Below are 26,968 nucleotides of genomic sequence, written 5' to 3'. Positions count from 1 at the left end.
TTTATACAATTTTACAATGAAGCACAAATATACGAATTATAGGAAAACTTATACCCGGAATGCAAAAATAGATTTTTGGTTCTGTGAGTTAGATATATACAACGTTATGCATTGAATATCAAACAATGTTAATAATCTTATTCTATTCAAACAACAAAAAGGCAGGTATTTATCAGAAAAAGAAATATATTTGCTTTTCACATAGTGGAAGACCCGGACAAAATTGTCATATATCATATAGGGAAGTAGAATTGACCCGAAACGACCCTATCAAAAGCAATGTAAAAAAGTGGAGCTTATTCAAGAGACAGTGAGGTTAACAGATAAAGAAACTCACGAAGCCCTGTTCAAAAGGTGGTATGAACCTTTATGTAAATACGCTTATAGTATTCTCAAAGATCAGTTCGAGGCAGAAGATGCCGTTCAGAAAGTATTTTTTAAACTATGGGACGACCGCCTCAATACGAGTATAACCGTGTCAATAAAGTCTTATCTGTATATGGCTGTGCATAATATCTGTCTGAACCGAATTAAACAGATGAAGGTGCAACAGAAGCATAATCAACAAATAGCCTTAGACGAACCGATTGAGCATAACGAAGTATATGAAAGCATTGTAGAAAAAGAACTGAATTATAAAATCACTATGGCGATAGCACAATTACCACCCCGATGCAGAGAGGTATTTGAACTTAGCCGATTCGAAATGATGAGCTATAAGGAGATTGCTCAAGAACTGGCAATCTCTCCAAACACTGTAGAAAATCAAATAGCTAAAGCACTGAAGCTCTTGAGAGAAAACCTGAAAGAATTTATTTCGGTCGTCGTGTTATACTACTTAATAAAACTGATTGGACTATGGTAACGAATGACACTGACAGATTATTAGCACGATATTTTGCAGGAGAGTTATCTCCTCAAGATAGAATACGCTTGGAGAAGTGGCTTGCCGAGTCGCAGGAGCATGAAGACTATTTCTTTGAGCTCACTTCGCTTTATCAAAATATGGGAACGGCCGAATACCCTCCCTTCGATGTACAAAAAGCGATTGAAATACTAGAGGAACATATAAATAAAACCTCTCTAAAGACAGTGTCTCACAAAAGGAACAAAAGAAAGCCTCTAGCTTGGATAATCGGTGCAGCTGCTGCTGTTGCGATACTATTTTTTATCTTCAACAGAAAGCAAGACAATCCGATTACTACCATTACTGAAAAAGGGTTGTATTCTTTTGCTGACAGCACAAAAATAAACTTGATAGAAGGTGAAGTCTCTTTTAGCAAAAACGGAACAAGAGATACTATTTATCTAAAAGGTAAAGCTTCCTTTGAAATGAATTCGAAAAAAGCAGAAAGCAAAATTGTGAAAGCAGGGAATACATATGTAAAAGATATCGGTACTAAGTTTACAGTTGAAGCAAATACTCCCGACTCCGTTTATGTGAGTGTTACCGAAGGTGAAGTATTGTTTTATTCGGACAACAACACCGGCATAAATCTTAAGATGAGTCAAAGCGGATATTACTTATCTAAAAACAATAAATTCTATAAGGAAACAATGAGAGGTAGTTTCCAGTTCAAAGGGACAACTCTAAGCGAAGTTATTAACCAACTAAATACATTCTACGGGCAACAGATAGAGCTAAAAGATAAAAGTGTCCAAGATCTTCCTATTACAGTAACATTCACAAAAGAAGATTTGTCTACCATACTGGATGTAGTAGCTATTACATTAAACCTGAAAGTAGACCACATAGGCGATGGCTATACAATCGAATAGGGAAAGATCATAATTAAAGTCGAATGAAGAAAATAATATTTATATCATTATTTATCCTTATCACTGCTAGCTTGTACTCTCAGAAAATGGTAAACATAAAATTACAGAATGAGAGAATCGGTGTAGCGATGAAACTTATAACCCAACAAACGGGAGTCGAGTTTTCGTACAACCCTAAGGTTTTGGATACGCATAAGAAGATTACTATCAATATTGTCAACAAAGAGGTAACCGAGGCGGTATACATACTGCTGCACGACAAATATTTTTTTTATATTATAAAAGGTAAATATGTAATAATAACATCAGCCAAAGCAACCCCTAAGGGAATCGCTAATTATGAACCAATTACAGTAGACGATAAAAATATTGTAGATAGGAGTAGTGGAAACACCCCGCATAGTGGTCTTAGTAATATAGGAAATGACAAAATCGCTGATGAGCGGATAGAGAAAGGGCTTCCTTTAACTATAAACAACAACAAAAATGAGACCATTATGTTAAAAAAAATCGCAAGAATTTTCACGCTATATTCGAGAAGAAGGATAGTGACTATAATTAATGCACATTTAGAGTTAATTCATCGAGAAAAAATATGCATTTATCGATTTCAACTTGTTGGTTAATATGGTCTGATCTAACTTTGCATTATAAAAAAAGAACACTCTTCATTTGTTAAATTGTGAACGAGTGAATATAATAAACATAGATTTTAATGGTTCTATTTTCTAAAACCACTAAGATCTGAATAGATAAAAACTTATACATTAATATAAACAAATTGAACTTTGTTTAAAAATTTAAACCTACTTATGTTAGTACATGCAAATTTTTTACCCAAAAAGACTTGGGTTTCATTTCTATGGCTTTTACATTTATTTATAATTCCGGTTTTGACAAGTGCACAAACCTATAAAATTAGCGGGACGGTAGTTGACTCTCGTACAAAAGAAACACTGATAGGAGTTCCAATTATAATAGAAAACCGAAATGGCAGTGGTGTATCATCAGATGAGAATGGGAAATATGCCCTCACTCTTCCGAAAGGAGAATACATATTAAAGGTTGATTATATCGGCTTCGAAAAAAAGACCTTGAAGATTTCTCTTAACCAGAATATAAAAAAGGATATCGAACTTGTACAAACTACAATTGGTTTGAGTGAAGTTGTTGTATCTGCCGAGCGTCCCGATGCAAATGTATCTGCGCCACAAACAGGGATTGAAAAAATGGAGATACAAACAATAAATAAGATTCCGGTTCTACTCGGAGAACGTGATATCATAAAATCGATACAGTTAATGCCCGGAGTACAAGGTGCCGGAGAAGGCAGTTCAGGGTTTTATGTACGTGGGGGTAGTGCCGATCAGAACCTTATCTTACTGGATAATGTATCGCTCTACAATGCATCCCATCTCATGGGTTTCTTCTCTACGTTCAACTCGGAAGTATTACGTGATGTAACGCTGTATAAAGGAGCTATGCCGGCGCAGTACGGAGAACGCTTGGCATCAATCTTAGATGTTCAACAACGCAATGGTGACAATCAGAAATATCATGTAGCCGGTGGCATCGGGCTTATTTCGTCTAATGTGAATGCTGAAGGGCCTATACAAAAAGGGAAATCATCTTTCCTGATAGGGGCAAGACGCACCTATGCCGATGCATTGGCACGTATGTCGGGAATAGAAGATGCAAAAAATGCTTACCTGTATTTTTATGATCTGAATATGAAGTTGAACTTCGCCTTGTCTGATAAAGACCAGATATCTATTTCTGGATATTTGGGACGAGACAAAATGGTATTAAAAGATGCAGCCGAGGTGAACTGGGGTAATAGTTTTCTGATAGCTAACTGGAGTCATACTTTCAATAACAAATGGACTTCTCGCACATCACTATCTTATAATCAATACGATTACTACTTTGGGATGGAAGTAGGAATGAACTTGAATGGAACAGCTAAAATCAAAGACTATGGTTTAAAGCATGAGTTTATCTTTCAGCAAAGTAAAAACAGCCAATGGCGCTTAGGTGTCAGCTCTACATACCATGATTTGGCTCCCGGAAACTATAATCTGGACTCGGAGCAAAAAAACTCGGTAGATCTGCATCATCGCTATTCGTCAGAAAATGCAGCTTACATATCCAATCAGATCAAGATAACTGATAATCTGGAGGTGGTATATGGACTTCGTGCTTCGGCATTCATGGCGTTGGGGAAAGGACAATATTATACGCTAGATCAGGATAATAATGTATTAGATAGCACATGGTACAAATCGGGAAAAGTAGTAAAAACATATATAAATCTCGAACCTCGATTTTCAGCTGCTTACAAACTAAATGAAGTATCTTCAATAAAAGCTGCTTATGCACGCACAACACAGAATATGCACTTGTTGTCATACTCGGCACAAGGCACACCCTTCGACCGTTGGACATCCAGCTCTAACAATGTAAAGCCACAGATAGCAGATCAAGTGTCGCTCGGATACTTTAGAAACTTCAATGATAATATGTTCGAATTCAGCATCGAAGGTTATTACAAAGATATGAGAAACCAGCTCGACTTCAAGGACAATGCCGACATAGAAGGATATGACGTTATAGAAACAGAGCTGCTATCGGGAAAAGGAAGAGCATACGGGGTAGAACTTTCGCTGAAGAAGCGTCAGGGAAGGCTTACGGGGTGGATAGCATACACTCTTTCGAAATCGGAGAAAAAGATTGACGGCATAAATGAAGACAGATGGTATAATGCATTCCAAGATCGCACGCATGATTTATCAATTGTGGGAATGTACGAACTCAACCCTAAATGGTCGTTATCTGCGGCTTGGGTATTCTATACAGGGAATGCGATTACTTATCCAAGCGGAAAGTATCAGGTCAATGGTAAAGATGTGATGTACTATGCAGAGAGAAATGGCTACAGGATGCCTAATTATCATCGCCTCGATCTAGGTGCAACCTGTCTGCTAAAGAAGACCTCTAAATTTCAGTCGGAATTGGTATTCGGTCTATACAACGCTTATGGACGAGAGAATGCTTATATGATTCAATTCCGTACCAACTCGAAAGATCCAAGCAAGACAACAGCTTATCAATATTCACTATTTACATTTGTTCCATCTGTTTCTTGGAACTTCAAGTTTTAAACTAAAAAAGCAGGAAAATTATGAAAAGTATAAAAAACAAATATATAATAGTACTTTCGGCTTTAGCTGTAATGCTTGCAGTAACCTCTTGTGAAAAAGAAATAGATGTAGAGCTTAATTCGGTTACACCACGCATACAAATAGAAGGTATTGTAAAACAGGATCAATTGGCTAAAGTAAGAGTAAGCCATACGCTCGATTTTAATGATAATAGCGGCTACCCTTTCTTAAAAGGAGCTATTGTAAAAATCTCCGATGATGCAGGAAACACGGAGACATTACAACAGGACAATACAGGCTGGTATGTTGCACAAAATATCAAAGGGGTGATTGGGCGCAGTTATAACTTATCTGTAACCTACGAAGATAAAGAATATACGTCTACTTCTAAAATTCCACCGTTGGTAAAACTCGATTCATTGTCGATGTATAAAATTCCGGTAATGAAATATGCTATTCCGATGATTCACTTCTCCGATCCTAAAGGAGAGACCAATCAGTACTACCGGTGTCTTGTATATATCAATGGAAAACAATTGCCGGATGTAAATGAAATGGTGCTGAGTGCTGAGTTTATGGACGGCAGCCCGATACATCAGTTTTTACCAGTATTCATCAACGATGATGACGTAGACCCAATCAAACAGGGAGATGAGATTGAAGTAGAATTTCAATGTATCGATAAAGGAGCTTACACTTTCTTTTATACATTAAGTAGAATTGAAGATTCGAAGACAAACCCAACCTCCAATATCAAAGGTGGGGCATTAGGCTACTTCTCTGCATCTACTGTAGATAAAATGACTATTACTGCCGAGTGGGAAGAATAGAAGGATGAGTCAAAAGTAATTTAGATTTCTCTTTGTTTTGTAGAATTAAGACTAACAATCAGAAGTCTAAATTACTTTTGACTCACTTTTTTTATCCATGTAATCAAGGACTTGAATATCGAAAGCCAAGACACAACACCAATAAAGCCAACGTAAAGATATAGTTTAGAAAGTTAAGAAGTCACCTTATACCCATTTGTTCTATATTTTGACTATTTTTGTACTTAATATCACTATATTTTGCAATGAAACAATATCACGACTTACTGAAACGTGTGCTGGCTGAAGGCACATTCAAAGAAGATAGAACAGGTACAGGTACAATAAGCGTTTTCGGACATCAGAGCCGATATAACTTGGCAGAAGGATTCCCGGTACTGACCACAAAGAAATTACACTTAAAATCAATTATATACGAGCTGCTTTGGTTTTTGGCTGGTGATACCAATGCCAAATACCTGCAAGATCACGGGGTACGCATCTGGAACGAATGGGCTGACGAAAGCGGAGACCTCGGACATATCTACGGATACCAATGGCGTTCGTGGCCCGACTATAATGGAGGATATATAGACCAGATAACCAATACTGTAGAGACAATAAAGAACAACCCTGACTCGCGTCGTATTATTGTGAGCGCATGGAATGTTGCCGATCTGCCGAATATGAACCTCCCACCCTGCCATGCTTTTTTTCAGTTCTACGTGGCTGATGGCAAACTAAGCTTACAACTCTATCAACGTAGCGCCGACATATTTCTTGGCGTTCCTTTCAATATTGCATCTTATGCCTTACTCCTAAAGATGATGGCTCAAGTAACAGGATTGCAAGAAGGCGAATTTGTTCACACACTGGGTGATGCTCATATTTATACGAATCATTTAGATCAGGTAAAACTACAGCTCACCAGAGATTTTCGTCCTCTCCCTCAGATGATAATCAATCCTGAGGTAAAAAGCATTTTTGATTTCAAATATGAGGATTTCCAGCTTGAAGGATACGACCCGCATCCACATATAAAAGGAGAAGTTGCTGTCTAAGTAATTTCCATAATATGAACATAAGGAAAGGGCTAATCTCCGATATAGATAATTTAGAAAATCTGTATAACAATTTAAATGATTATCTGGAAGCTAATATAAATTATCCGGGATGGATAAAGCATGTATATCCGATTAGAGAAACTGCCATAAAAGGAATTGAAGAAAAGAGTCTTTTCGTTGTGGAAGATAATGGTATAATCCTCGGAAGTATTATCCTTAACCATACGCCGGAAGATGCATATAATCAGGTTAAATGGAAAGTTGATACGAATTACAGTAATATTATAGTAGTTCATACACTTGTAACAAACCCTGACTTTATGAATCAGGGAGTCGCATCCGAGTTGATAAGTTTCACAAAACAATATTCATCAGCTTTGAATATGAAAAGCATACGGCTGGATGTTTCCATAAATAATACAGCAGCAATATCCTTATACGAAAAGCACGGATATGAATACATAGGAATAGTGGATTTAGGGCTCGGATACGAGCATTTGAAATGGTTCCGTCTTTATGAATTAACCTTATAATACGCTAACTCCCTGCAAATACAGTTTATATACTATTAATTCGACAAAAATACTCTATTATATTTTGTTAATTCCGTGAAAAATAGTAATTTTGCGAGCCGATTATTACGAAATAAAACGTAAAAAATTGATTAACAAACGATTATCGTTTATCATATCTTAGCTCGATGAACGGATGATAGTTGTGTGAATCAAAAAAGTCATTAACCAAATTAATTTTTAATTAAGTGGATACTTTAAGTTATAAGACCATTTCTGCGAACAAAGCAACTGTACAAAAAGAATGGGTTGTGATTGACGCAACAGGCCAAACCTTAGGGCGTATGGCCTCTAAAGTGGCAAAACTTCTGAGAGGGAAGTACAAACCAAGTTTTACTCCACACGTTGACTGTGGCGACAATGTAATCATCATCAATGCTGATAAAGTTGTACTTACAGGAAATAAATGGAACGATCGCGTTTATCTGAGATATACAGGTTATCCTGGAGGTCAAAGAGAAGCAACTCCTGCAGTTTTGCTGGAAAAAGGAGCTGACCGCTTAGTGCATAAAGTAGTAAAAGGAATGTTACCTAAGAATCGTCTTGGTGCTGCCCTTCTTAAGAACCTTTATGTATATGCAGGAACTGAGCACAAACATGATGCTCAACAACCAAAAACAATAGATATTAACGCTCTTAAATAATTATTAATGGAAGTAGTAAATGCAATAGGAAGACGTAAAGCTGCTATAGCTCGCGTATTCGTAAGCGAAGGAACCGGAAAAATAGTGATCAACAAACGTGAACTAGACAATTACTTCCCTTCAACTATTCTTCAATATGTTGTAAAACAACCTCTAAGCAAACTTGCTGTAGATGGTAAGTACGACATAAAGATCAACCTTAACGGTGGCGGATACAAAGGACAGGCAGAAGCTGCACGCCTAGGTATCGCTCGTGCATTGGTTAAGATCAATCCAGAAGATAAGGCTGCTCTTAGAGCTGAAGGATTTATGACTCGTGACCCACGCGTTGTAGAACGTAAAAAACCGGGACAACCGAAAGCAAGAAAAAGATTTCAATTCTCAAAACGTTAATTTGGATATTATCTTACCCAATTACACTTTGCCGGCATATGCCGCTTAAAAGTTATAAGTTGGTTAATATATAATGATGAGTCGGCCTCATCTCTAAAATTACGTTTAGTATCTAAATTGCCGGGACTTCTGAATATGAGCTACCCGACAATTCGCTAACAGAAAAAGAAAGTAAACGAAACAAAAAAACTAAAAATGGCAAAATTAGAATTCGACCAATTATTAGAAGCTGGTGTACACTTCGGTCACTTAAAGAGAAAGTGGAATCCGGCTATGGCTCCTTACATCTTTATGGAGCGCAACGGTATCCACATTATCGACCTTTATAAGACAATAGCTAAGACTGAAGAGGCTGCTGCTGCATTGAAGCAAATAGCTAAATCAGGTAAAAAAATATTGTTCGTTGCTACAAAAAAACAAGCAAAACAAGTTGTTACAGACTTGGCTCAATCAGTGAATATGCCATACGTGGTAGAACGCTGGCCAGGAGGTATGTTGACAAACTTCCCTACTATCCGTAAGGCTATTAAGAAAATGTCAACTATCGACAAGATGATCAAAGACGGTACTTTCGATACTTTGTCAAAAAGAGAAAGACTTCAAGTAACTCGTCAACGTGCTAAACTTGAAAAAACATTGGGTTCTATCCAAGACTTAACTCGTCTTCCATCTGCTTTGTTTGTGGTAGACGTAATGAAAGAACACATTGCTGTAAGAGAAGCTAATCGTCTTGGTATACCTGTATTTGCTATGGTAGATACAAATTCTAGCCCTGAAGATATCGACTTCGTAATCCCTGCTAATGACGATGCTGCAAAATCTATCGAACTTATCTTAGGAAGCCTTTGCGAAGGAATCAAAGAAGGTCTTGAAGAAAGAAAGATCGAAAAAGCAGATAGCGCTGCTGCTGAAGCTCAAGATGAAGAAGGAGCTCCAAGAAGAGAACGCAAAGCAAAAGCAGGTGCTAAAAAAGCTGTAACTAAAGAAGACCAAGAAGCAATCAATGCGGCTGTAGCCAGCAAGTTTGCTAAAGAGGACGAAGAGTAATAGTATAAAGACTAAATAAATAGCCTCTAAGAAAGCCTTCTTAGAGATTATTTATTTGGTCTTTTTTCTTTAAATCAATAGAGAATAATTATAAACCAAAATAAAAGGAGAAAGAATATGGCAATTTCTATGGCTGATATCCAACATCTACGCAAAATGACAGGTGCTGGTATGATGGATTGTAAAAATGCTTTGAACGAGGCTGAAGGAGATTTCGACAAAGCTGTTGAGATAATTCGCAAAAAAGGACAAGCTTTTGCTGCAAAACGTGAAGACCGTGATGCTTCGGAAGGTTGTGTACTTGCTGCTACTCAAGGCGATTTCGCTGCGATTGTAGCAGTAAACTGTGAAACAGACTTCGTTGCAATGAATGCTGATTTTGTAGGAATGACTAAATCTATCCTAGATGCTGCATTAGAAAACAAACCGGCTGATATCGACACACTGAAAGCTGTTGAAGTTAGCGGTCGTGCTATCACTGACCTTGTAACAGACAGAATGGGTGTTACAGGCGAAAAAATGGAGTTCAGCGTTTACAAACAAATTACAGCTCCTACAGTTGTTGCTTATGTTCACCCGGGTAACAAACTAGCTTCTATCGTAGGGTTCAACAAACCAAACGTTGACGAGCAAGTAGCAAAAGACATAGCTATGCAAATTGCAGCTATGAACCCTGTAGCTCTTGTTCCTGAAGAAGTATCTGAGGAAATCAAACAAAGAGAACTAAGCATCGCAAGAGAAAAAGCAATCGAAGCTGGCAAACCAGAAAACTTGATTGAAAAAATTGCAGAAGGTGCATTAAATAAATTCTACAAAGAATTTACACTTCTTCAACAAGAATTCGTTAAGAATCCAAAACTAACAATAGCTCAATATCTTGCTGCGCACGATAAAGAACTTACTGTTGTCGGTTTCCAACGTTATACTTTGAACGCTGAATAATCGGAGTTTCCAAAGAATCATATATAGAAGAGAGTAGTTTTCAGAACTACTCTCTTTGTTTTTATACGCATACGATATTAAATTGATATGGCTTTTTTTAGTAGCTTTGCGTTCAAAATAAAGTATTAAGATAAACTGTTCCTCGACAGGAGTCTATGAAGGAAAAATCATTAAAAGATAAAACCGTATCCGGACTGAGTTGGAGTGTATTGGATAAGCTACTCCAAAATGCGTTTGTATTTGTTGCCGGAATATTACTTGCGCGCCTAATAGATAAAGAAGGCTACGGACTAATGGGCGTACTTGCCATATTTGTAGGATTAGCAAATATCTTACACGAAAGCGGCTTCTCTAGCGCTATTATTCGTAAGAAAAATATTACACAAGCAGATTACACCACTGTCTTCTATCTGAATATATCTATCGGTATATTCTTGTATCTGCTCCTATTCTTTCTGGCTCCACTCATCAGCAACTATTACGATAAACCTATTTTGACAGACTTGTCAAGGTATTTATTCCTATCCTTCCTCTTTAACTCTTTTGCTGTAGTACAGAATGCCAAACTCATCAAAGAAATAAATTACAAGCTGATCACCAAGATTAATGCATTCTCAGTATTTACATCATACTCTGTAACACTATTGCTTGCCTATTTTGGTTTTGGAGTATGGGCATTAGCTACCCAGGTGGTACTGTGGACATTCCTTAAAGTTTGTTGCCTGTGGATATTCAGCAGATGGAAACCATCGGGATCGTTTAGTAAAGAGTCATTTAAAGACCTGTTCGCTTTCAGCTCGAAATTGGTTTTAGGTAGTATTATAAATTCTGTAATGGTAAACATTCCCCAAAACATACTAGGGAAATTCTACTCATTAAGTATCGGGGGATTATACAATCTAGCTTACAGAAATTACAATTCGGCTAACGATGTCTTAAACGGATCGATATACAGTGTCTCCTATCCTATCCTATCGTCGATACACGATGATGACCACCGATTGAAATATATATTCAGAAAATTTATCAGGATCAAAGCATTTGTCATATTCCCGATGTTTATGGGCATAATATTGGTAGCACAATCATTTATGTACATACTGGGAGAACAATGGCTCTCAGCAGCTCCCATCCTGCAACTGCTATGCATTGGCGGTATATTTGCAGGCCTTGAAACTACAAATGGAGATATATTAAGGATAAAAGGCAAATCGGGATTGATTCTTATTCTGACAATTATGCATGCTATATTGATTTTCAGCTCTATATGCATCCCTTTTATTTTCGGGCTCAGTTATCTATATTACATTGCGGGTATTTCGACAACCTACATTATCAGATACATTGTATCCTCTATTATGTCTAACAAGCTGATAAATTACAGTCTGGTTGAACTAATAAAAGATTTATTGCCTTATTTTGGAATATCATTTATTTGTATACTATGTGGCTATATGCTCAGGTTTGCGATATCCCAACCTGTTGTATTAATGATATGCCAAATAGCATTTGTAGGAGCTTTGTATATAGGAACTCTATATTTTTCAAAAGCCAGAATATTAAGAGAAGCCATCGAATATGTTACCAATAAAAGGATAAAGAAATGAAAGTCAGCATCTGTATCCCGGCTTACAAACATATTGATTTTCTGAGACGTTGCCTCAACTCTATTTTAGAGCAGCGTTTTACAGATTACGAGGTCGTTATCACAGATGATTCTCCCGATGACTCATTACAAAAACTGGTTGAAGAATATTCGGACGAGCGAATAAAATATTTCAAAAACGAAAAACCTTTAGGCTCTCCGCTGAATTGGAACGAGGGAATAAAAAAAGCAAAAGGAGAATATATCAAGATACTTCATCATGATGATTGGTTTTCTTCTCCAGACAGCTTAGGAAAGTATGTCAAACTGTTAGATGAAAATCCAAGTGCTGACATTGCTTTTTCGGCAAGTTGCGACTTGGACAACCATAATAATTCGAAGCCCCATATAGCAAGCAGTGAATTTATCTCAGAACTTCAGGGTGATGCTACAATAATATACACCGGCAACCGGCTGGGTGCTCCAAGTGTATGTATTTTCAGAAACAAAGGCTATCTTTTCGACCCGAATCTGATATGGCTGGTAGATATGGATTTCTACATGCAGGTGATTATGGCTAAAGATAATACATTCGCATTCTCTCCGGAAATATTGGTTAATATCGGAATCAGTGAATTTCAAATCACGCAGCAATGCCTTGCAGAAACGAAGGTGAAAATATCAGAGAAAATATACCTTTACAAAAAGTACAGCTTGGAAAACAAACCTGCCAAGTATAGAAAAAGCCTTCTGAAATACATGGGACGAGAAAAAATTCGAAGGACATCCGACCTCAGAGTTATTCTACCAGATTCAGATTTTACCTTCTCTAGGTCAGATACTTTCCTGGCATATATATACTATGCAAGAAAGAAGATTAGAAGTCTTCTTCCTCGATAAGCAACAAAAACCTTGGTATAAGTGTTTTAACAATGCAATATCTGTTCCTACAATAAATTTACATTATTACGAACTTATAAAGAAATAAAAATATGATTATAATAATGTCTCCTGCAAAGTTGCAGGATTTTGAAAAGCCGGCTCCGATAAAAGAGTCAACCACCCCACTCTACGCGAAAGAAGCTAAAGGATTGTACAAATCGATGGAAGGTATTACTCCCGGAGAAATAGCGTCTTTAATGAGTATTAACCCTCAGCTGGCACATGATGTATACCAATACATCCACGCATATCCTCTAAGCAAAACGCCACAAAAACAGGCAGCATTTGCCTATAATGGAATAGCATACAAGGGACTGGACGCGCAATCATTTTCTGCGGAAGATATCGATTTTGCTCAAAAACATTTACTACATATTTCAGGGCTGTATGGCGTACTCCGTCCTCTAGATCTGATTAAACCATATCGTCTCGAAATGCAAATCCCGATAGTGAACGATAAAGGGAAAGATTTGTATGTATTTTGGTCCGACACCATCAGTAAGTACATAGCCAAACAAATGAAAGCTGACGACAATGTCCTTATCAATCTGGCTTCGAAAGAATACGCCAAGGCTGTAGATAAAAAGCTGTTGCCTAAAGGACATAAGATCATAACCCCTATATTCAAACAGCAAACAGATAAAGGATATAAACAAATAGTAGTTTACGCAAAAAAAGCACGAGGTATGATGACCCGCTTTATTATACAAAATCAACTGAAAGACATAGAGCACCTGAAGGGTTTCGATACAGAAGGATATACTTTTGCACCACAGCTTTCGGATGATAAGGAATGGGTATTTATTCGATAAGATCGACTTGCTATTCCGCTATAATTTAACTAACTTTGCGTAGTTGGAAAATAATAATTAAAACAGTAAATAAAGATGAAAAAAGTAGTATTAATTCGCCACGGAGAAAGCGTTTGGAACAAAGAGAACCGCTTTACAGGATGGACAAACGTTGACTTGTCGGAGCAAGGAGTACAAGAAGCTATAAAAGCCGGAAAACTATTGAAAGAAGAAGGTTTCAAATTCACATTAGCTTATACTTCTTATCTGAAAAGAGCTGTTAAAACGTTGAATAATATCCTTGACCAAATGGACTTGGATTGGATTCCTGTTGAAAAAACATGGCGTTTGAACGAAAAACATTACGGTATGCTTCAAGGCTTGAACAAAGCTGAGACTGCTGAGAAATACGGTGACGAACAAGTACTTGTTTGGAGACGTAGCTACGATGTTCCACCTGCTGCACTAGAGCCAACAGACCCTCGTTCAGCTTCTCAAGATCCTCGTTACGCAGATGTACCTAAAGCATATATCCCTGAAACAGAAGCATTGAAAGAAACAGTAGATCGTATCCTTCCATACTGGCAAGAAGTTATCTACCCATCATTGATGTGTCACGATGAAATTATCGTTGCAGCACATGGAAACAGCTTACGTGGTATCATCAAATATCTGAAAGGTATTTCGGACGAAGATATCGTAAGCTTGAACCTACCTACAGCTGTACCTTACGTTTTTGAATTCGACAATGATTTGAACCTCGTGAAAGATTATTTCCTTGGTGATCCTGAAGAAATCAAAAAACTGATGGATGCTGTTGCTAATCAGGGAAAAAAGAAATAAGATAAATAATTCAGCCTTCATACAGGCGTGGAAGTTTTATAATAACTAGTCTGACTAGCTGAAAAATAAAAGAGACTAAACCAACACTTTGGTTTGGTCTCTTTAGTTTTAACACTATAGAGTGAAAATAATTTATTTCTGTACCCAATTTTTTATACTTTTGGAGTTCAATCCTAAAATTAAATGTCACGCAAAAAACTTTATAACAGATTCCTTGTCTGGAAGACCCAAAATGTAAAAGAGAAACAGATGGTCTTGTTCGTAAGTTTCCTGATCGGAATATTTACAGCATTAGCAGCTTTTATCCTTAAAAGTGCAATTCACTTTATACAACATCTTCTTACTTCTCCTTTCCTCACAGAAGGCGCTAACTATATGTACCTCATATATCCTATAGTTGGTATTTTAATCGCCGGAATGTTTGTTCGCTACATCGTGAGAGATGATATCAGCCATGGTGTTACAAAAATATTGTATGCTATATCTCAGCGTAAAAGCTTTATAAAGCTCCATAATGTATATACCTCTATTGTAGCCAGTTCTATTACAATTGGTTTTGGGGGATCGGTTGGAGCGGAAGCACCTATTGTACTTACGGGATCGGCTATCGGGTCTAATCTGGGACGTTTCTTTAAGGTAGAACAGAAATACCTGATGCTGCTGATCGGATGTGGTGCTGCGGGTGCTATTGCGGGTATCTTTAAAGCACCTATTGCGGGATTGGTTTTTGTGGTGGAAGTATTGATGCTCGACCTGACAACGTTTACTGTACTCCCGTTGTTGGTAACATCTGTAACGGCAGCTACGATTTCATATCTGACGATGGGGACTTCGGCAATGTTTAATTATGCCTATACAGAGCCTTTTACCCTCGAACGTATTCCTTATGTTATTTTGCTGGGGATTTTTTGCGGATTGGTTTCTCTCTATTTTACCCGTGCTATGGGGTGGACAGAAGGAATATTTCACAAGATGTCATACTGGCAAAAGTTTACATTTGGTGCAAGCATATTGAGTATATTAATATTTTTGATGCCTCCTCTTTACGGAGAAGGTTATGATACAATAGAGGCATTGATCAGTGGAACAAAGAACTACACTGGGTTGTTGGACAATAGTGTTTTCTTTGAATTTAAAGATACCCGTTGGACTATCGTCTTATTTCTTGCGGGAGTTCTGCTGATGAAAGTATTTGCGACCAGTGCAACCAACGGTGCAGGAGGAACAGGGGGGATATTTGCTCCATCCTTATTCTTGGGTTGTATTGCCGGATTTGTATTTTCTTTTACTATAAATCACTCACGACTAACAGGCTTTGCACCGTTATTGCCGGAAGAGAATTTCGCATTAATGGGAATGGCAGGTGTAATGGCAGGTGTAATGCATGCCCCTTTAACGGGAACATTCCTGATTGCAGAGCTGACGGGTGGATATGAACTGCTACTCCCTCTGATGATTGTTTCTATCTGTTCTTATGTGGTGATCAAGTTTTTTGAGCCACATAGTATCTATTCGATGCGTCTGGCAAAGAAAGGGGAGCTTATAACTCACCATAAGGATAAAGCCGTACTTACACTGATGAATATTGAGAAACTAATAGAATCTAATTTTCAGACAGTGAGCCCTGATATGTACCTAGGCGATATGGTGAGAGTTATATCTCAATCATCTCGCAATGTCTTTCCTGTTTTAGATGAACAAAAGAGATTCTTGGGTATTGTTCTTATGGATAATATCCGAAATATTATGTTTCGCCCCGAATTATACAACCGTTTCAAGGTATCACGCTTCATGACATCACCTCCGGCTATTGTGGTTGTAGGTATGACTATGGAATCTATAATGAAGAGCTTTGACGAAACTAAGGCTTGGAACTTACCTGTGGTAGACCAGAATGATGTATATCTGGGATTTATCTCCAAATCTAACATTTTGGATGTATACAGAGGGGTATTAGCTGAGAACTTTGTGGAAGAATGACACTGCTTTTTCCTAAATAATATTTATAAATACATAAAGTCTGCTAGAGTTTTATATCTTTGCTTTTTAGAGTAAAACTTAAATAATTAGGTATTTATGAGACTGTTTATAGGTATTCTGTCGGCTGTAATTATTCTTACAGGTGCTACTTTGACTGTTTTGGCTCTTTGGGGAATTAAACCCATCGAGTGGGGCATTATATGGCGTTCGGGGGCAACAATCGCTATAGCTTGTATTACTTTTTTGGTTATGTGGCTTGTTAAGGCATTGTTTTTCAAGAAAGATCCTTTTAATATAGATAAGAATAACAGAAAAAATCAATACTGATAATATCTATATCAAAATAAACGAAGCGTAGAGATTGTTTGATTTATCAATCTTTACGCTTTTGCACTTTTAAGAATAACGTTTTATCCTTAAATTTGCATTAAACAATCAAAAATAAATGGATAAGAAAGATTTGCGTATCGTTTTCATGGGGACACCAGATTTTGCAGTAGAAAGTCTGAAAAAGCTCGTTGAAAACGAATATAATATAGTCGGGGTAATAACCATGCCCGACAAACCAAGCGGCAGAGGATACAAAATACAGTATTCTGCTGTAAAGAAATATGCGTTGGAACAGAATCTAACTTTACTACAACCCGAAAAGCTGAAAGATGAAAATTTCCTCAGTGAACTAAAGGCGTTGGAAGCGGATTTGCAGATAGTAGTTGCATTTCGCATGTTGCCCGAGGTGGTATGGGATATGCCCCGATTGGGAACTTTCAATCTTCATGGCTCGCTGCTACCGCAATATCGCGGTGCTGCGCCTATCAATTGGTCTATAATAAACGGGGATAAAGAAACAGGTGTAACCACCTTTTTCCTTACTCATGAGATAGACACAGGTAAGATAATTCTACAGGAAAAGATCAAGATAGGAGAAAATGACAATGCAGGTAAAATTCACGATGAATTGATGGTTGTCGGAGCCGGGCTTGTACAAAAAACAGTTGATATGATCTTGGAGGGTAGTGTAGATGCTGTAGATCAGAAGCAGTTCTTTTCTGATGAAAAAGACTTGAAACATGCGCCCAAAATATTTAAAGAGACTTGCCGTATCGACTGGAATAAATCGGCAGGAGAAATACATAATCTAATTCGAGGTATGTCTCCTTATCCTACAGCATGGACAGAACTTCTTAGTGAGGGAAAAGAACCTCAAATGGTAAAAATATATTGTTCAGAGATTGTGCCTTCTGCAAATACAGTAGTGCCGGGAATTATTCAGACTGATAATAAAACATACCTGCATGTTGCATGTAGGAATGGCCTTATCAGCGTGGAAGAGATCCAGTTTGCAGGAAAAAAAGCGATGAAGATAGATGAAGTATTGAGAGGATATAAAATAGAAGAAGGAGCTTATTTTAAATAATTTAGTTTGACTAAATTTATCTTATTATAAAATAACGAAGGAGAATAAAAAACAAAATGTTACACAGATACTATAAATAAAAAAGTGTCACTTTTGTTACTTTTTTAATAATAGCTCTTTAACCAGAGATTTACATAAAGTTGAATCCGAAAGGGGCTAAGAAAAGGTAACAATGAAAAGGGATAACAAACTTGTTACTTTTGTCACCTTTTTATTGTTAATAACTTAATAATAAACAAAATGCAGAAAGTTATAAAGTCTACAGACCTGAATAGAGATTTGTCTGATATCCTAAGCCGATTGTCTTTCGACAAACTGTTTTTGCTAACGGATGAAAATACCGAGAGGTTGTGTTATCCTCTGGTTAAAGATAATACACAGATTGCAAAAGCAGGGAAGATTATAATAAAGGCCGGAGACGACAACAAGAATATAGAAACATTGTCTTCTATCTGGAAGTATCTTTCAGAAAATGGAGCTACCCGACACTCTTTACTCATCAATCTCGGCGGTGGAATGCTAACAGATATCGGAGGATTTGCTGCGGCTAATTTCAAACGGGGCATTAAATGTATCAATATACCCACTACCCTACTCGGTGCTGTTGATGCTGCCGTAGGAGGGAAAACAGGGATAAACTTCAACGGGTTGAAGAACGAAATAGGAGCTTTTGCTCCTGCCGAAACAGTACTGATTGATTCAGCCTTCTTCAAGAGCCTCGATCATCAGAACTTCTTGTCGGGCTATGCAGAGATGATAAAGCATGGATTGATAGACAGTGATAAAGAGTGGCAGGCAACGATGTCGTTTGACACCGAGGAAATTGACTATGAGAAGTTGAAACAGTTGGTTGTAGACTCTGTTGGGGTGAAAGAGCGCATCGTAGAAATTGATCCTTTCGAAAAGGGAATACGCAAAGCCCTCAATCTGGGACATACCATCGGGCACGCTTTCGAAAGTATGTCTTACGAACTAAACAAGCCTGTTCAACACGGCTATGCTGTTGCATGGGGTATCATTTGCGAGTTGTATCTTTCTCATCGATTCTGTGGTTTTCCGAAAGAGAAAATGTATAAGACCATTTATTTTATCAAAGACAATTATCATGGTTTCTACTTCGATTGCGACCATTACGAAAGGCTCTATGAATACATGAAGCATGATAAGAAAAATGAATCGGATACAGTAAACTTTACTTTCCTTTCGGACGTTGGTAAAATAGAAATCAATCAAACGGCAAGCAAAGAGGATATCTTCGATGCCATCGATTTCCTTCGCGAGAGTGTAGGGTTATAATAAATCCCCAAGGAATAGCATATTCCCTGAGGATTTATAAAAAATAGTGTCTAGTATGAAGAGTTGTTATCTGCCAAATCGGGAAGTATCAACCTCATCTACTTTCGGCTTTTTGTAATTACCGAACCGATAAGTAAATGATAGTTTAAATACGGGAGCATTGGGATGTAGCTTCATCGTACTATACTGTGTCATATAATCGATCTTTGTTGTTGCACCGTTGCTTTTAAATATATCCTGAACCTGTGCCATGAGTTCGGCTTTGTTGTTTAAGAATGTCCATTTGGCACCGGCTGTTACATCCCACATGCGCTTGATATCATATATCCCCTGGAGAGCTCCATTCATATAAAACCCTGAAACATCGAGCTTAATATTGGGTTTGGAAGATATATTGAATGTATTACGCAGCTGTGCTACAAAGGAGTACACACTTCTCTTGTAAGGAACATCATAGAACTCATCGTCTTTCTCTTCTTGTCTGAAAAGGTTGATCGTTGCCTTGGTATCCCACATCCTGTCTATTGCAAAAGGTACAACGAGGTATATTCCAAATTGCTTTTCGTAATCGAGATTTACCATTTGGAATATATTCTCCAGACTACTCTGAGACTGGTATGGCAATTGTATGAATCTATCGGGAGTGTACTCATAATAAGCCCCAAGAACATATTTCTGCTTGTAGATCACATTCAGTTGTGTTCTGTACTCTCTTGAGAATTTAAGTTCAGGATTACCCTCTGCCGATGAATAAGCGTTGATCTTAAAACGATCGGTGCTTAATGCCCAATATGGAGGATAGTTGATGTCTGAAGAAAATGACAATTGATACATTAGCTGCTGGTTATGAGTATAACTAAGGTTTGCATTTACAAATGGTTGGAAATCATTCCACAATGTTTTCTTCTCGCCCATAATGTTTATCGCCGCACGAAAATAGTTACCGGATATTGATGCTTGGGCAGATAGCTTTTCACCAAACTGCTTAGAGAATCCGGCAAATACAGATGCATTATACTCCTTCTGTTTGGTATCATTTATTGAATCTACAACGGTGTTATCAGGGTTCTTATAATAGTCATAACTATTGTTGTTTTTCGAGAATGAGAAATTGCCTCCATAATTAAAGTCCCAGCCACTTTTGGTTGACACTGTATGATTTGCAAATAACAGGATTTTGTTTACACGCTGCGCTGTCTTGGTTTTAAAGGTAGTTTTTAATATCTGACCATCTTCATAGTCGTAATACTTGGTTGTTGAAGGATCGTTGTAGAAGGTATAATCAGCCCCTATATTTAGCTTCTTGTGAGAGTTATATTCCGCTTTTAGATTATGAAGATAATCATTCCCCTCTACATCGTCTTTCGAATCTATGCTTGTGTATGGATTACCATCTTTTAGATATTTTGTTTGCGAAGTATGGCTTGCATCATATTTGTCGAAGTTACCGGTATATACTATTTTTATCTTATCCTCATTTTTCAGATTGAAACCAATTCCAAGCCGGGTATTCAAGCTTTCGGGATTGGGCATAGAATAGTTTTTCTGAGAAATATCGTATGCATGCCCATCAAACTGATGTATTGCAAACATATCGCTGGTAGACCAGCTCTTAGCCTTATCTGAACCAATAGAGAAATCAATATTATATGAAGATTTGGTATATAACAAACTTCCTCTTACACCAAATCCCGCATAGTGTGCTTGCTTATACTCTGCACTTGCCTCTCCTTGCAAAGTTGGTAAGTCGGCATTCTTATCTTTGAGTACAATATTTATAGCAGCACCTCTTACATTGTATTGAGGTGGTGCACTATACATGATTTCAATATTGGATATACGGGATGCCGGGATTGATTTGAGCATGCTTATTATTTGCTCTTTACTCATGCTGGTGAGTTGCCCATTGATTAGAATCGTATAGGCTGATGTTCCGATCAGGCTGAGATCGTCACCAACTCCGGTAATGCTTGGCACATTCTGTAAAGCTTCGAATGCATTTGAAACCACCTTATTCTTAATTAGTAAAGGGGCATCATAAATTAGTTTCCCCGCTTCAGATTTTACGATAGGACGCTCTCCGCTTACCACTATCTCAGTCAGTTCTTTATTTAACGAAAGAAGAACGTATGGCGGAATTTCTAAGTCTGTATCCTGTATCTTAATAGGGTGTTCCTCCTTTTCGTATGTCATGTGTTGTAGAATGAGTGTATACTCTCCATTAGGAATACCCTTGAATTCAAACAAACCTTGTGTATCTGTAATCGTTGTTTTCAGCCAAAGGCTATCTTTTATATTTCTCAGAATGCATGTTACAGCTTCCACCGTTTGGTTCGACTCATTCATTGTTGTGCCTTTCAGAATATATCCTTGTGCATTGGTTACAACAGCTATGCTTAGTAAGAGTAATAGTAAAAATGGCTTCATAGTTTTATTTTATATTCGTTTCGTATAGCAAAAGTAGATAACAGCAAGCTGATGATGTGTTTCCGTTTTACTACTTAGTGTTACCAAGTGTTATCAAGAGTATTTGATAATGAGTTTTATTATCTATCTTTGATTTACAGTCTACTTTTACGTAAGTACAATAATACTACTAAAAAATAGTAAATCTATACAATAAAAATTAACTACATGCAAAATTCATTTAAAAATAGAGTTGCTAAATTCTGGAATTCTTTTTCGGAAGAAGAAAGTCAGATAAGAGAAATGATGAATAATAAAGTTGAAGGAGAAACTCTACTAAACTTTGTCGACAGCATATTACAAATCGCTTTCCATAAAATCTACTTCGAAATGGGGATAAACAATGAGGGAAAGTATGAATTAATATTAACACCTGAAGGAAATCGCTCTCGCTTGATACAATTACACTACTGGCTACAACATGCTCCACAAGAACTGTGGGAGAAATGGAATTTCTATTCATCCAAGCCTGCACATGCTAAAGCTGCTTCTACACTTACAATGTATGGCATAGAAATCGGAGAAAATGATATTGAAATCTATCTCGAAATTGAGAACGAAAGCCCCAAAGTGAATATTGAAATATATTCATCCAAAATGATGAATCTTGACGAAGACCAACGTTACTCTATGCTCTTTATATATTTAGATCAGTTTATCGGAGAGCTGTATACAATGGAATATATTGGCTCTATTACGTTTGTGAATGAAGAAAGCAAAAAGCCAACTGTAAAAATAACCGAATTAAGGTCTTTTATAAACAAAACAATAGAAGAAAACAGTTGGCCTAAATTTGATAATCCAACCGAAATATATACCGGATATCGTATAGAACCAAAAGAAAATAGTGATTGGACTTTGCGAGAAGATATTTTTTCGGGATACACCTCTTGCTCTTCCATCCTCAATGATTTCTATGGGAAAAAGACCGCTCGTTTTAATGAAGCGAAGCAGGACGGAGTGATATTTGGTTTCGCATTCTTCGAAAATATAAATGTGCCTCGCGAAGACATAATAAATTTCAGAGGAGAGATAGAAGACAAGATCGTTGAAGAAACTGTACCCTATGGTATTGCTAATACGATAGGCGGTGCTACAGGCTTTCACTTTTCGTATATCGACTTCATTATATATGATTACGCCGCATTCATAAATATAGTAAAGAGAATTTTATCCACATACAATTTTGAAGAGTTCGGCTATTCAGACTTTTCTATAGAATCAAAACCTATTTTATTCAATTAAATTGTTAAGATAACTCCGGGTAAAAGCTTAAAGAATTTATACATGACTTCTTTTTTATTGATTTTCAATACAAAAAATCAATAAATTACGGCATTAAGATTATTTTTATTCTGCTATTTAAAACAAAATCACTACTTTTGCCGTTCAAAAGAGAATGTATTATTCGAGTACACTACGTTTAGTATACTTGAATATAACACAAGCCTTGATTTAATTGTATGCAGAAAAATTTAGTTATTGTTGAGTCTCCGGCGAAAGCCAAAACTATCGAGAAATTTTTAGGGAAAGATTTTAAAGTTATGTCTAGTTACGGACATATTAGAGACCTAAAGAAAAAAGATTTAGGCATAGACCTGGAGAACAATTATACTCCCATATATGAGATACCTTCCGACAAAAAGAAAGTTGTCGATGAACTGAAAAAAGCGGCAAAAGAAGCAGACCTTGTATGGCTTGCTTCCGATGAAGACCGTGAGGGAGAAGCTATATCATGGCATCTGTATAAGACATTAAAGCTTGAAGAGAATAAAACAAAAAGAATTGCTTTCCACGAAATTACGAAAGATGCAATTCTGAATGCAATAGAAAATCCTCGAACAATAGACATCAATCTCGTAGATGCGCAACAAGCACGTCGTGTTCTTGACCGCATTGTAGGGTTCGAATTGTCGCCCGTACTATGGCGCAAAGTAAAGCCAGCACTATCAGCCGGACGTGTTCAGTCGGTAGCTGTAAGATTGATTGTTGAACGTGAACGAGAAATACAACAATTCAAATCGGAAGCATCTTATCGAGTGATTGCCATTTTCACAAAAGAAGACAATGGCTCTCAGTACGAAATAAAGACAGAACTTAGCAAGCGACTTAAAACCAAACAAGAAGCTCTAAACCTTCTTGAAAAACTTAAAGAAGCAAGCTTCAAAGTTGAAGATGTAGAGACAAGACCGATGAAAAAATCTCCGGCAGCTCCCTTTACTACTTCAACCTTGCAACAGGAAGCATCTCGTAAACTAGGCTTCCCTGTTTCGTTGACAATGATGGTTGCTCAAAAATTATACGAGTCGGGAAAAATTACTTATATGCGTACCGATTCGGTTAATTTGTCCAGCTTGGCAATTAACACTACAAAAAATGAGATCGAATCTGAATATGGAAAGCAATATTCAAAAGTTCGCCATTTCTCAACAAAATCGAAAGGAGCACAAGAGGCACACGAGGCCATCCGTCCTACATATATAAATGAGCACTCAATATCGGGCACTGCACAGGAGAAGAAACTGTACGAACTGATCTGGAAGAGGACTATTGCATCTCAAATGGCTGATGCAGAATTGGAGAAAACCACTGTAACAGTTAGTATCTCTAATGAGAAAGATATGAAATTCTCAGCAGTTGGAGAAGTTATCAAGTTTGACGGGTTCTTGCATGTATACCTTGAAGGTACTGATGAAGAGATTATAGATAATGAAACAAGCCTGCTTCCTCCTGTAAAAGTTCAGGATGCACTACAAATGAAAGAGGCGACAGCCACAGAACGATTTACACAACGTCCTAGTCGCTATAGTGAAGCATCTCTTGTTCGTAAGCTGGAAGAGCTTGGTATAGGTCGTCCGTCTACTTATGCACCAACTATCTCTACGATACAGAACCGTGAGTATGTAGAGAAGTCGAATATAGAAGGAACAGAACGTCAGTATAATATCTTAGCCCTCAAAAAAGATAAAATATCGGATACACAGAAAACTGAAATCACAGGTACAGACAAGGGCAAGCTTATCCCTACTGATACAGGAGTGGTTGTAAATGATTTCCTTATCGAATATTTTCCGGGGATATTAGACTATAATTTTACTGCCAATATAGAAAAAGAATTTGACCAGATCGCCGAAGGTGAAGAAAACTGGACAAAACTTATAGATAAATTTTACAAAGTATTTCATCCTATTGTAGAATCTGCAACAAATACTCAAACAGATCATAAAGTAGGAGAACGTATACTGGGTGTTGATCCTAAATCGGGACGTCAGGTATCTGTAAAGATAGGACGTTTCGGGCCAATGGTACAAATTGGTGTTCAGGAAGAAGAAGAAAAACCTCAGTTTGCAGGATTACAAAAAACACAATCTATCACAACTATTACATTAGAAGAAGCTTTGAAATTATTCGAGCTACCTCGTTCGGTTGGTGAGTTTGAAGGTAAAGATGTTAGCGTTGGTACAGGAAGATTTGGCCCGTATATAAAACATAACGGAAAGTTTATATCTTTGCCTAAAGGATATGATCCTTACAGTGTTGATTTAGATAGTGCGATTTCTTTGATTGAAGATAAACGCCAAAAAGACGCTGAAAAGATAATAAAGACTTTTACTGAGGACGCAGATTTACAAATATTAAATGGCCGATATGGTCCATATATTGCGTATCAAAAAACAAACTATAAAATTCCGAAAGGTGTAGTGCCTGCTGATTTAGATTTTGACGCAGCAATGAAAATAGTGAAGGCAACCGGAGAGAAACCTGCTACTAAAACAAAAGCAAAATCGAAGAAGAAGTAGCATTTTTTCCTTGAAAAATTATTATATTCAGTTGAATGAATAGATTTTTGGAAAAAATATTTGGATACAGGGGATTAAAGATTTTAATACCTTTGTTGGATTTAGCCATCGTATATGGTTCGATAATTTGGTCTTTCTACATTTTTAAAGATAGCCTTGACAACTTCTCCGAAAACTGGTTTTCGTTTGTTGCTATCTGGCCATATATAGGTATTTGCTATCTAATCTTAAGCCATATATTTGAATTAGATAAACCAAAGGATTTTTCTTTTTTGGGTATAGGGTACACCGTATTTCTGGTTATAGTCTCTCTACTGTTTTGCACAATGGCTATAAGCTTCTTGGCCAGAGAATTTGCATTCCCCCGAAGTATTCTTCTTACTGCCTATGCCATGCAGATTGCAGCAATCACATTCTGGCACTTTTTTGCCAATAGAATGCACTTTCGCCTGAATAAAGGGAAATCGGTACTCGTTATTGGCTATGAGAAGTCGCAACCTCTGGCATACAAATTACTTGAGGCAAAAGGAATATGGTCTAACTTGAAACATGTTTGTTCCCCCGACCATCTTAATTTATATAACTATATCAACGAATGTGATATAACGTTCATTACCGAAGATGTTTCCGAAGAGCAGAAACAGCATATTATTTTATATTGCATAGAACGCAACCGTACTGTATTATATCAGCCTAAAAATTCGGAGATACTCCAATTTAATGCGAACTTCCTGCAAATAGATGATTCGCCGGTTTTAGATGTGAGAGAGTTAGGACTGGGACAGAGTAATGAGCTTTTTAAACGACTGACGGATGTCTTCTTAGGAATTTTGGGACTGATTGCTTTATCTATTCCATTCATATTTGTTTATTTGGCTTTAAAAATAGGCGGAGGATCGGCATTTTATGCACAAGAACGCATAACGCGTGACAACAAAATTTTCAAGATATATAAATTTCGGACAATGGTCGAAAATGCAGAAGCTGCTTCGGGTCCTGTATTAGCTCAAGATGTTGACTGCAGAATAACTAAACTGGGCCACTTCTTGCGTGCTACCAGATTGGACGAAATACCTCAGATTTACAATATACTCATAGGCGATATGAGCATAGTAGGTCCACGTCCTGAACGGCCATTCTTTGTAGAACAGTTCTGTGCCGAGATGCCTGAATATAACTTGCGTCATAGGGTTAAAGCAGGTCTTACAGGTCTGGCACAAGTACAGGGAAAGTATAATACATCGGTAAGGGATAAATTAAAATACGACTTGCTGTATATCAACGGCTATTCGTATGCTTTAGACATTAAACTCATCATGCAAACACTGAATATACTCCTTAGAAAAAGCAGTACCGAAGGTGTAAAATCTGTCAGTGAGATTGAAAAGGATGTTGAAGAATTGACTCGCCGTTAATTTATATATCCGGAGAGTAGAA

The 26,968-nt window shown here is 37.3% G+C and carries 23 protein-coding genes; 22 read left to right on the top strand and 1 reads right to left on the bottom strand.

The window, feature by feature from the left end; translation table 11 throughout:
• The first annotated feature begins 289 nt into the window (after positions 1-289).
• The 19 genes from E4T88_RS09000 (at position 290) to aroB (ending at position 19,265) form a co-directional block, all read left to right on the top strand.
• A complete protein-coding gene (locus tag E4T88_RS09000) occupies positions 290-865 on the top strand; it encodes an RNA polymerase sigma-70 factor (protein ID WP_135105111.1) in 576 nt (191 codons plus the stop codon).
• Positions 859-1,779, top strand: coding sequence for a FecR domain-containing protein (locus E4T88_RS08995; protein ID WP_135105110.1), 921 nt, complete (start codon positions 859-861; stop codon positions 1,777-1,779). Before E4T88_RS09000 ends, E4T88_RS08995 begins: the two co-directional genes overlap by 7 nt.
• Before the next feature lie 23 nt (positions 1,780-1,802).
• On the top strand, positions 1,803-2,405 hold the full coding sequence (locus E4T88_RS08990; protein WP_228093844.1) for a hypothetical protein: 603 nt from the start codon (positions 1,803-1,805) through the stop codon (positions 2,403-2,405).
• A gap of 267 nt (positions 2,406-2,672) precedes the next feature.
• A complete protein-coding gene (locus E4T88_RS08985; RefSeq protein WP_228093842.1) occupies positions 2,673-4,940 on the top strand; it encodes a TonB-dependent receptor in 2,268 nt (755 codons plus the stop codon).
• Between the two features lie 20 nt (positions 4,941-4,960).
• Positions 4,961-5,770 (top strand): DUF4249 domain-containing protein, encoded by an 810-nt coding sequence (locus E4T88_RS08980; RefSeq protein WP_135105108.1) that lies wholly within the window; start codon positions 4,961-4,963, stop codon positions 5,768-5,770.
• A gap of 245 nt (positions 5,771-6,015) precedes the next feature.
• The gene (locus E4T88_RS08975) at positions 6,016-6,810 is read left to right on the top strand and encodes a thymidylate synthase (protein ID WP_135105107.1); all 795 of its coding nucleotides are present in this window, start codon (positions 6,016-6,018) and stop codon (positions 6,808-6,810) included.
• A gap of 14 nt (positions 6,811-6,824) precedes the next feature.
• On the top strand, positions 6,825-7,346 hold the full coding sequence (locus tag E4T88_RS08970) for a GNAT family N-acetyltransferase (protein WP_135105106.1): 522 nt from the start codon (positions 6,825-6,827) through the stop codon (positions 7,344-7,346).
• A gap of 227 nt (positions 7,347-7,573) precedes the next feature.
• The gene (rplM, locus tag E4T88_RS08965; RefSeq protein ID WP_006842959.1) at positions 7,574-8,029 is read left to right on the top strand and encodes a 50S ribosomal protein L13; all 456 of its coding nucleotides are present in this window, start codon (positions 7,574-7,576) and stop codon (positions 8,027-8,029) included.
• A 6-nt stretch (positions 8,030-8,035) separates the two neighbouring features.
• Positions 8,036-8,422, top strand: a complete 387-nt coding sequence (gene rpsI / locus E4T88_RS08960; protein WP_006842960.1) for a 30S ribosomal protein S9 — start codon at positions 8,036-8,038, stop codon at positions 8,420-8,422.
• A 195-nt stretch (positions 8,423-8,617) separates the two neighbouring features.
• Entirely contained in the window at positions 8,618-9,469 is an 852-nt protein-coding gene (gene rpsB, locus E4T88_RS08955) for a 30S ribosomal protein S2 (RefSeq protein ID WP_006842961.1), read from the top strand.
• A gap of 117 nt (positions 9,470-9,586) precedes the next feature.
• Positions 9,587-10,411: a translation elongation factor Ts gene (gene tsf, locus E4T88_RS08950; protein WP_135105105.1), complete on the top strand. Its 825-nt coding sequence runs from the start codon at positions 9,587-9,589 to the stop codon at positions 10,409-10,411.
• Between the two features lie 155 nt (positions 10,412-10,566).
• Positions 10,567-12,018, top strand: coding sequence for a lipopolysaccharide biosynthesis protein (locus tag E4T88_RS08945; RefSeq protein ID WP_135105104.1), 1,452 nt, complete (start codon positions 10,567-10,569; stop codon positions 12,016-12,018).
• Positions 12,015-12,896 (top strand): glycosyltransferase family 2 protein, encoded by an 882-nt coding sequence (locus E4T88_RS08940; RefSeq protein ID WP_135105103.1) that lies wholly within the window; start codon positions 12,015-12,017, stop codon positions 12,894-12,896. Before E4T88_RS08945 ends, E4T88_RS08940 begins: the two co-directional genes overlap by 4 nt.
• A 92-nt stretch (positions 12,897-12,988) precedes the next feature.
• On the top strand, positions 12,989-13,750 hold the full coding sequence (gene yaaA / locus E4T88_RS08935) for a peroxide stress protein YaaA (RefSeq protein WP_135105102.1): 762 nt from the start codon (positions 12,989-12,991) through the stop codon (positions 13,748-13,750).
• A gap of 75 nt (positions 13,751-13,825) precedes the next feature.
• Positions 13,826-14,572, top strand: coding sequence for a 2,3-diphosphoglycerate-dependent phosphoglycerate mutase (gene gpmA / locus E4T88_RS08930; RefSeq protein WP_006842966.1), 747 nt, complete (start codon positions 13,826-13,828; stop codon positions 14,570-14,572).
• Positions 14,573-14,755: 183 nt separating this feature from the next.
• A complete protein-coding gene (locus E4T88_RS08925) occupies positions 14,756-16,552 on the top strand; it encodes a chloride channel protein (protein WP_135105101.1) in 1,797 nt (598 codons plus the stop codon).
• Between the two features lie 96 nt (positions 16,553-16,648).
• On the top strand, positions 16,649-16,879 hold the full coding sequence (locus tag E4T88_RS08920; protein WP_135105100.1) for a hypothetical protein: 231 nt from the start codon (positions 16,649-16,651) through the stop codon (positions 16,877-16,879).
• A gap of 118 nt (positions 16,880-16,997) precedes the next feature.
• The gene (gene fmt, locus E4T88_RS08915; protein ID WP_135105099.1) at positions 16,998-17,969 is read left to right on the top strand and encodes a methionyl-tRNA formyltransferase; all 972 of its coding nucleotides are present in this window, start codon (positions 16,998-17,000) and stop codon (positions 17,967-17,969) included.
• Positions 17,970-18,209: 240 nt separating this feature from the next.
• Positions 18,210-19,265, top strand: coding sequence for a 3-dehydroquinate synthase (gene aroB / locus E4T88_RS08910; RefSeq protein ID WP_135105098.1), 1,056 nt, complete (start codon positions 18,210-18,212; stop codon positions 19,263-19,265).
• A gap of 66 nt (positions 19,266-19,331) precedes the next feature.
• Here aroB and E4T88_RS08905 read toward each other — a convergent pair whose 3' ends face one another.
• Positions 19,332-21,692: an outer membrane beta-barrel family protein gene (locus E4T88_RS08905; RefSeq protein ID WP_135105097.1), complete on the bottom strand. Its 2,361-nt coding sequence runs from the start codon at positions 21,690-21,692 to the stop codon at positions 19,332-19,334.
• 207 nt (positions 21,693-21,899) lie between these two features.
• On the opposite strand from E4T88_RS08905, the gene E4T88_RS08900 reads away from it, so the two are divergent.
• From E4T88_RS08900 to E4T88_RS08890, 3 genes are all read left to right on the top strand, one after another.
• Positions 21,900-22,976, top strand: coding sequence for a hypothetical protein (locus tag E4T88_RS08900; protein ID WP_135105096.1), 1,077 nt, complete (start codon positions 21,900-21,902; stop codon positions 22,974-22,976).
• A 218-nt stretch (positions 22,977-23,194) separates the two neighbouring features.
• Complete coding sequence (gene topA / locus E4T88_RS08895; protein ID WP_135105095.1) at positions 23,195-25,531, top strand: type I DNA topoisomerase; 2,337 nt, start codon at positions 23,195-23,197, stop codon at positions 25,529-25,531.
• Between the two features lie 35 nt (positions 25,532-25,566).
• Positions 25,567-26,946, top strand: a complete 1,380-nt coding sequence (locus tag E4T88_RS08890; RefSeq protein ID WP_135105094.1) for a sugar transferase — start codon at positions 25,567-25,569, stop codon at positions 26,944-26,946.
• Positions 26,947-26,968 lie beyond the last annotated feature (22 nt).

The sequence above is a fragment of the Dysgonomonas mossii genome (assembly GCF_004569505.1).
In the GTDB taxonomy this organism is placed as follows: Bacteria; Bacteroidota; Bacteroidia; order Bacteroidales; family Dysgonomonadaceae; genus Dysgonomonas.
Note: the sequence above shows the minus strand (reverse complement) of the source record. Positions and strands in the feature narration are given on the sequence as shown.

Bases quoted from the DNA above. Each gene is read 5' to 3' on its own strand.
- E4T88_RS08995 (WP_135105110.1), top strand. From the start codon at position 859: ATGGTAACGAATGACACTGACAGATTATTAGCACGATATTTTGCAGGA.
- E4T88_RS08990 (WP_228093844.1), top strand. From the start codon at position 1,803: ATGAAGAAAATAATATTTATATCATTATTTATCCTTATCACTGCTAGC.
- E4T88_RS08980 (WP_135105108.1), top strand. From the start codon at position 4,961: ATGAAAAGTATAAAAAACAAATATATAATAGTACTTTCGGCTTTAGCT.
- E4T88_RS08975 (WP_135105107.1), top strand. From the start codon at position 6,016: ATGAAACAATATCACGACTTACTGAAACGTGTGCTGGCTGAAGGCACA.
- E4T88_RS08970 (WP_135105106.1), top strand. From the start codon at position 6,825: ATGAACATAAGGAAAGGGCTAATCTCCGATATAGATAATTTAGAAAAT.
- rpsI (WP_006842960.1), top strand. From the start codon at position 8,036: ATGGAAGTAGTAAATGCAATAGGAAGACGTAAAGCTGCTATAGCTCGC.
- rpsB (WP_006842961.1), top strand. From the start codon at position 8,618: ATGGCAAAATTAGAATTCGACCAATTATTAGAAGCTGGTGTACACTTC.
- tsf (WP_135105105.1), top strand. From the start codon at position 9,587: ATGGCAATTTCTATGGCTGATATCCAACATCTACGCAAAATGACAGGT.
- E4T88_RS08945 (WP_135105104.1), top strand. From the start codon at position 10,567: ATGAAGGAAAAATCATTAAAAGATAAAACCGTATCCGGACTGAGTTGG.
- E4T88_RS08940 (WP_135105103.1), top strand. From the start codon at position 12,015: ATGAAAGTCAGCATCTGTATCCCGGCTTACAAACATATTGATTTTCTG.
- yaaA (WP_135105102.1), top strand. From the start codon at position 12,989: ATGATTATAATAATGTCTCCTGCAAAGTTGCAGGATTTTGAAAAGCCG.
- gpmA (WP_006842966.1), top strand. From the start codon at position 13,826: ATGAAAAAAGTAGTATTAATTCGCCACGGAGAAAGCGTTTGGAACAAA.
- E4T88_RS08925 (WP_135105101.1), top strand. From the start codon at position 14,756: ATGTCACGCAAAAAACTTTATAACAGATTCCTTGTCTGGAAGACCCAA.
- E4T88_RS08920 (WP_135105100.1), top strand. From the start codon at position 16,649: ATGAGACTGTTTATAGGTATTCTGTCGGCTGTAATTATTCTTACAGGT.
- fmt (WP_135105099.1), top strand. From the start codon at position 16,998: ATGGATAAGAAAGATTTGCGTATCGTTTTCATGGGGACACCAGATTTT.
- aroB (WP_135105098.1), top strand. From the start codon at position 18,210: ATGCAGAAAGTTATAAAGTCTACAGACCTGAATAGAGATTTGTCTGAT.
- E4T88_RS08905 (WP_135105097.1), bottom strand. From the start codon at position 21,692: ATGAAGCCATTTTTACTATTACTCTTACTAAGCATAGCTGTTGTAACC.
- E4T88_RS08900 (WP_135105096.1), top strand. From the start codon at position 21,900: ATGCAAAATTCATTTAAAAATAGAGTTGCTAAATTCTGGAATTCTTTT.
- topA (WP_135105095.1), top strand. From the start codon at position 23,195: ATGCAGAAAAATTTAGTTATTGTTGAGTCTCCGGCGAAAGCCAAAACT.
- E4T88_RS08890 (WP_135105094.1), top strand. From the start codon at position 25,567: ATGAATAGATTTTTGGAAAAAATATTTGGATACAGGGGATTAAAGATT.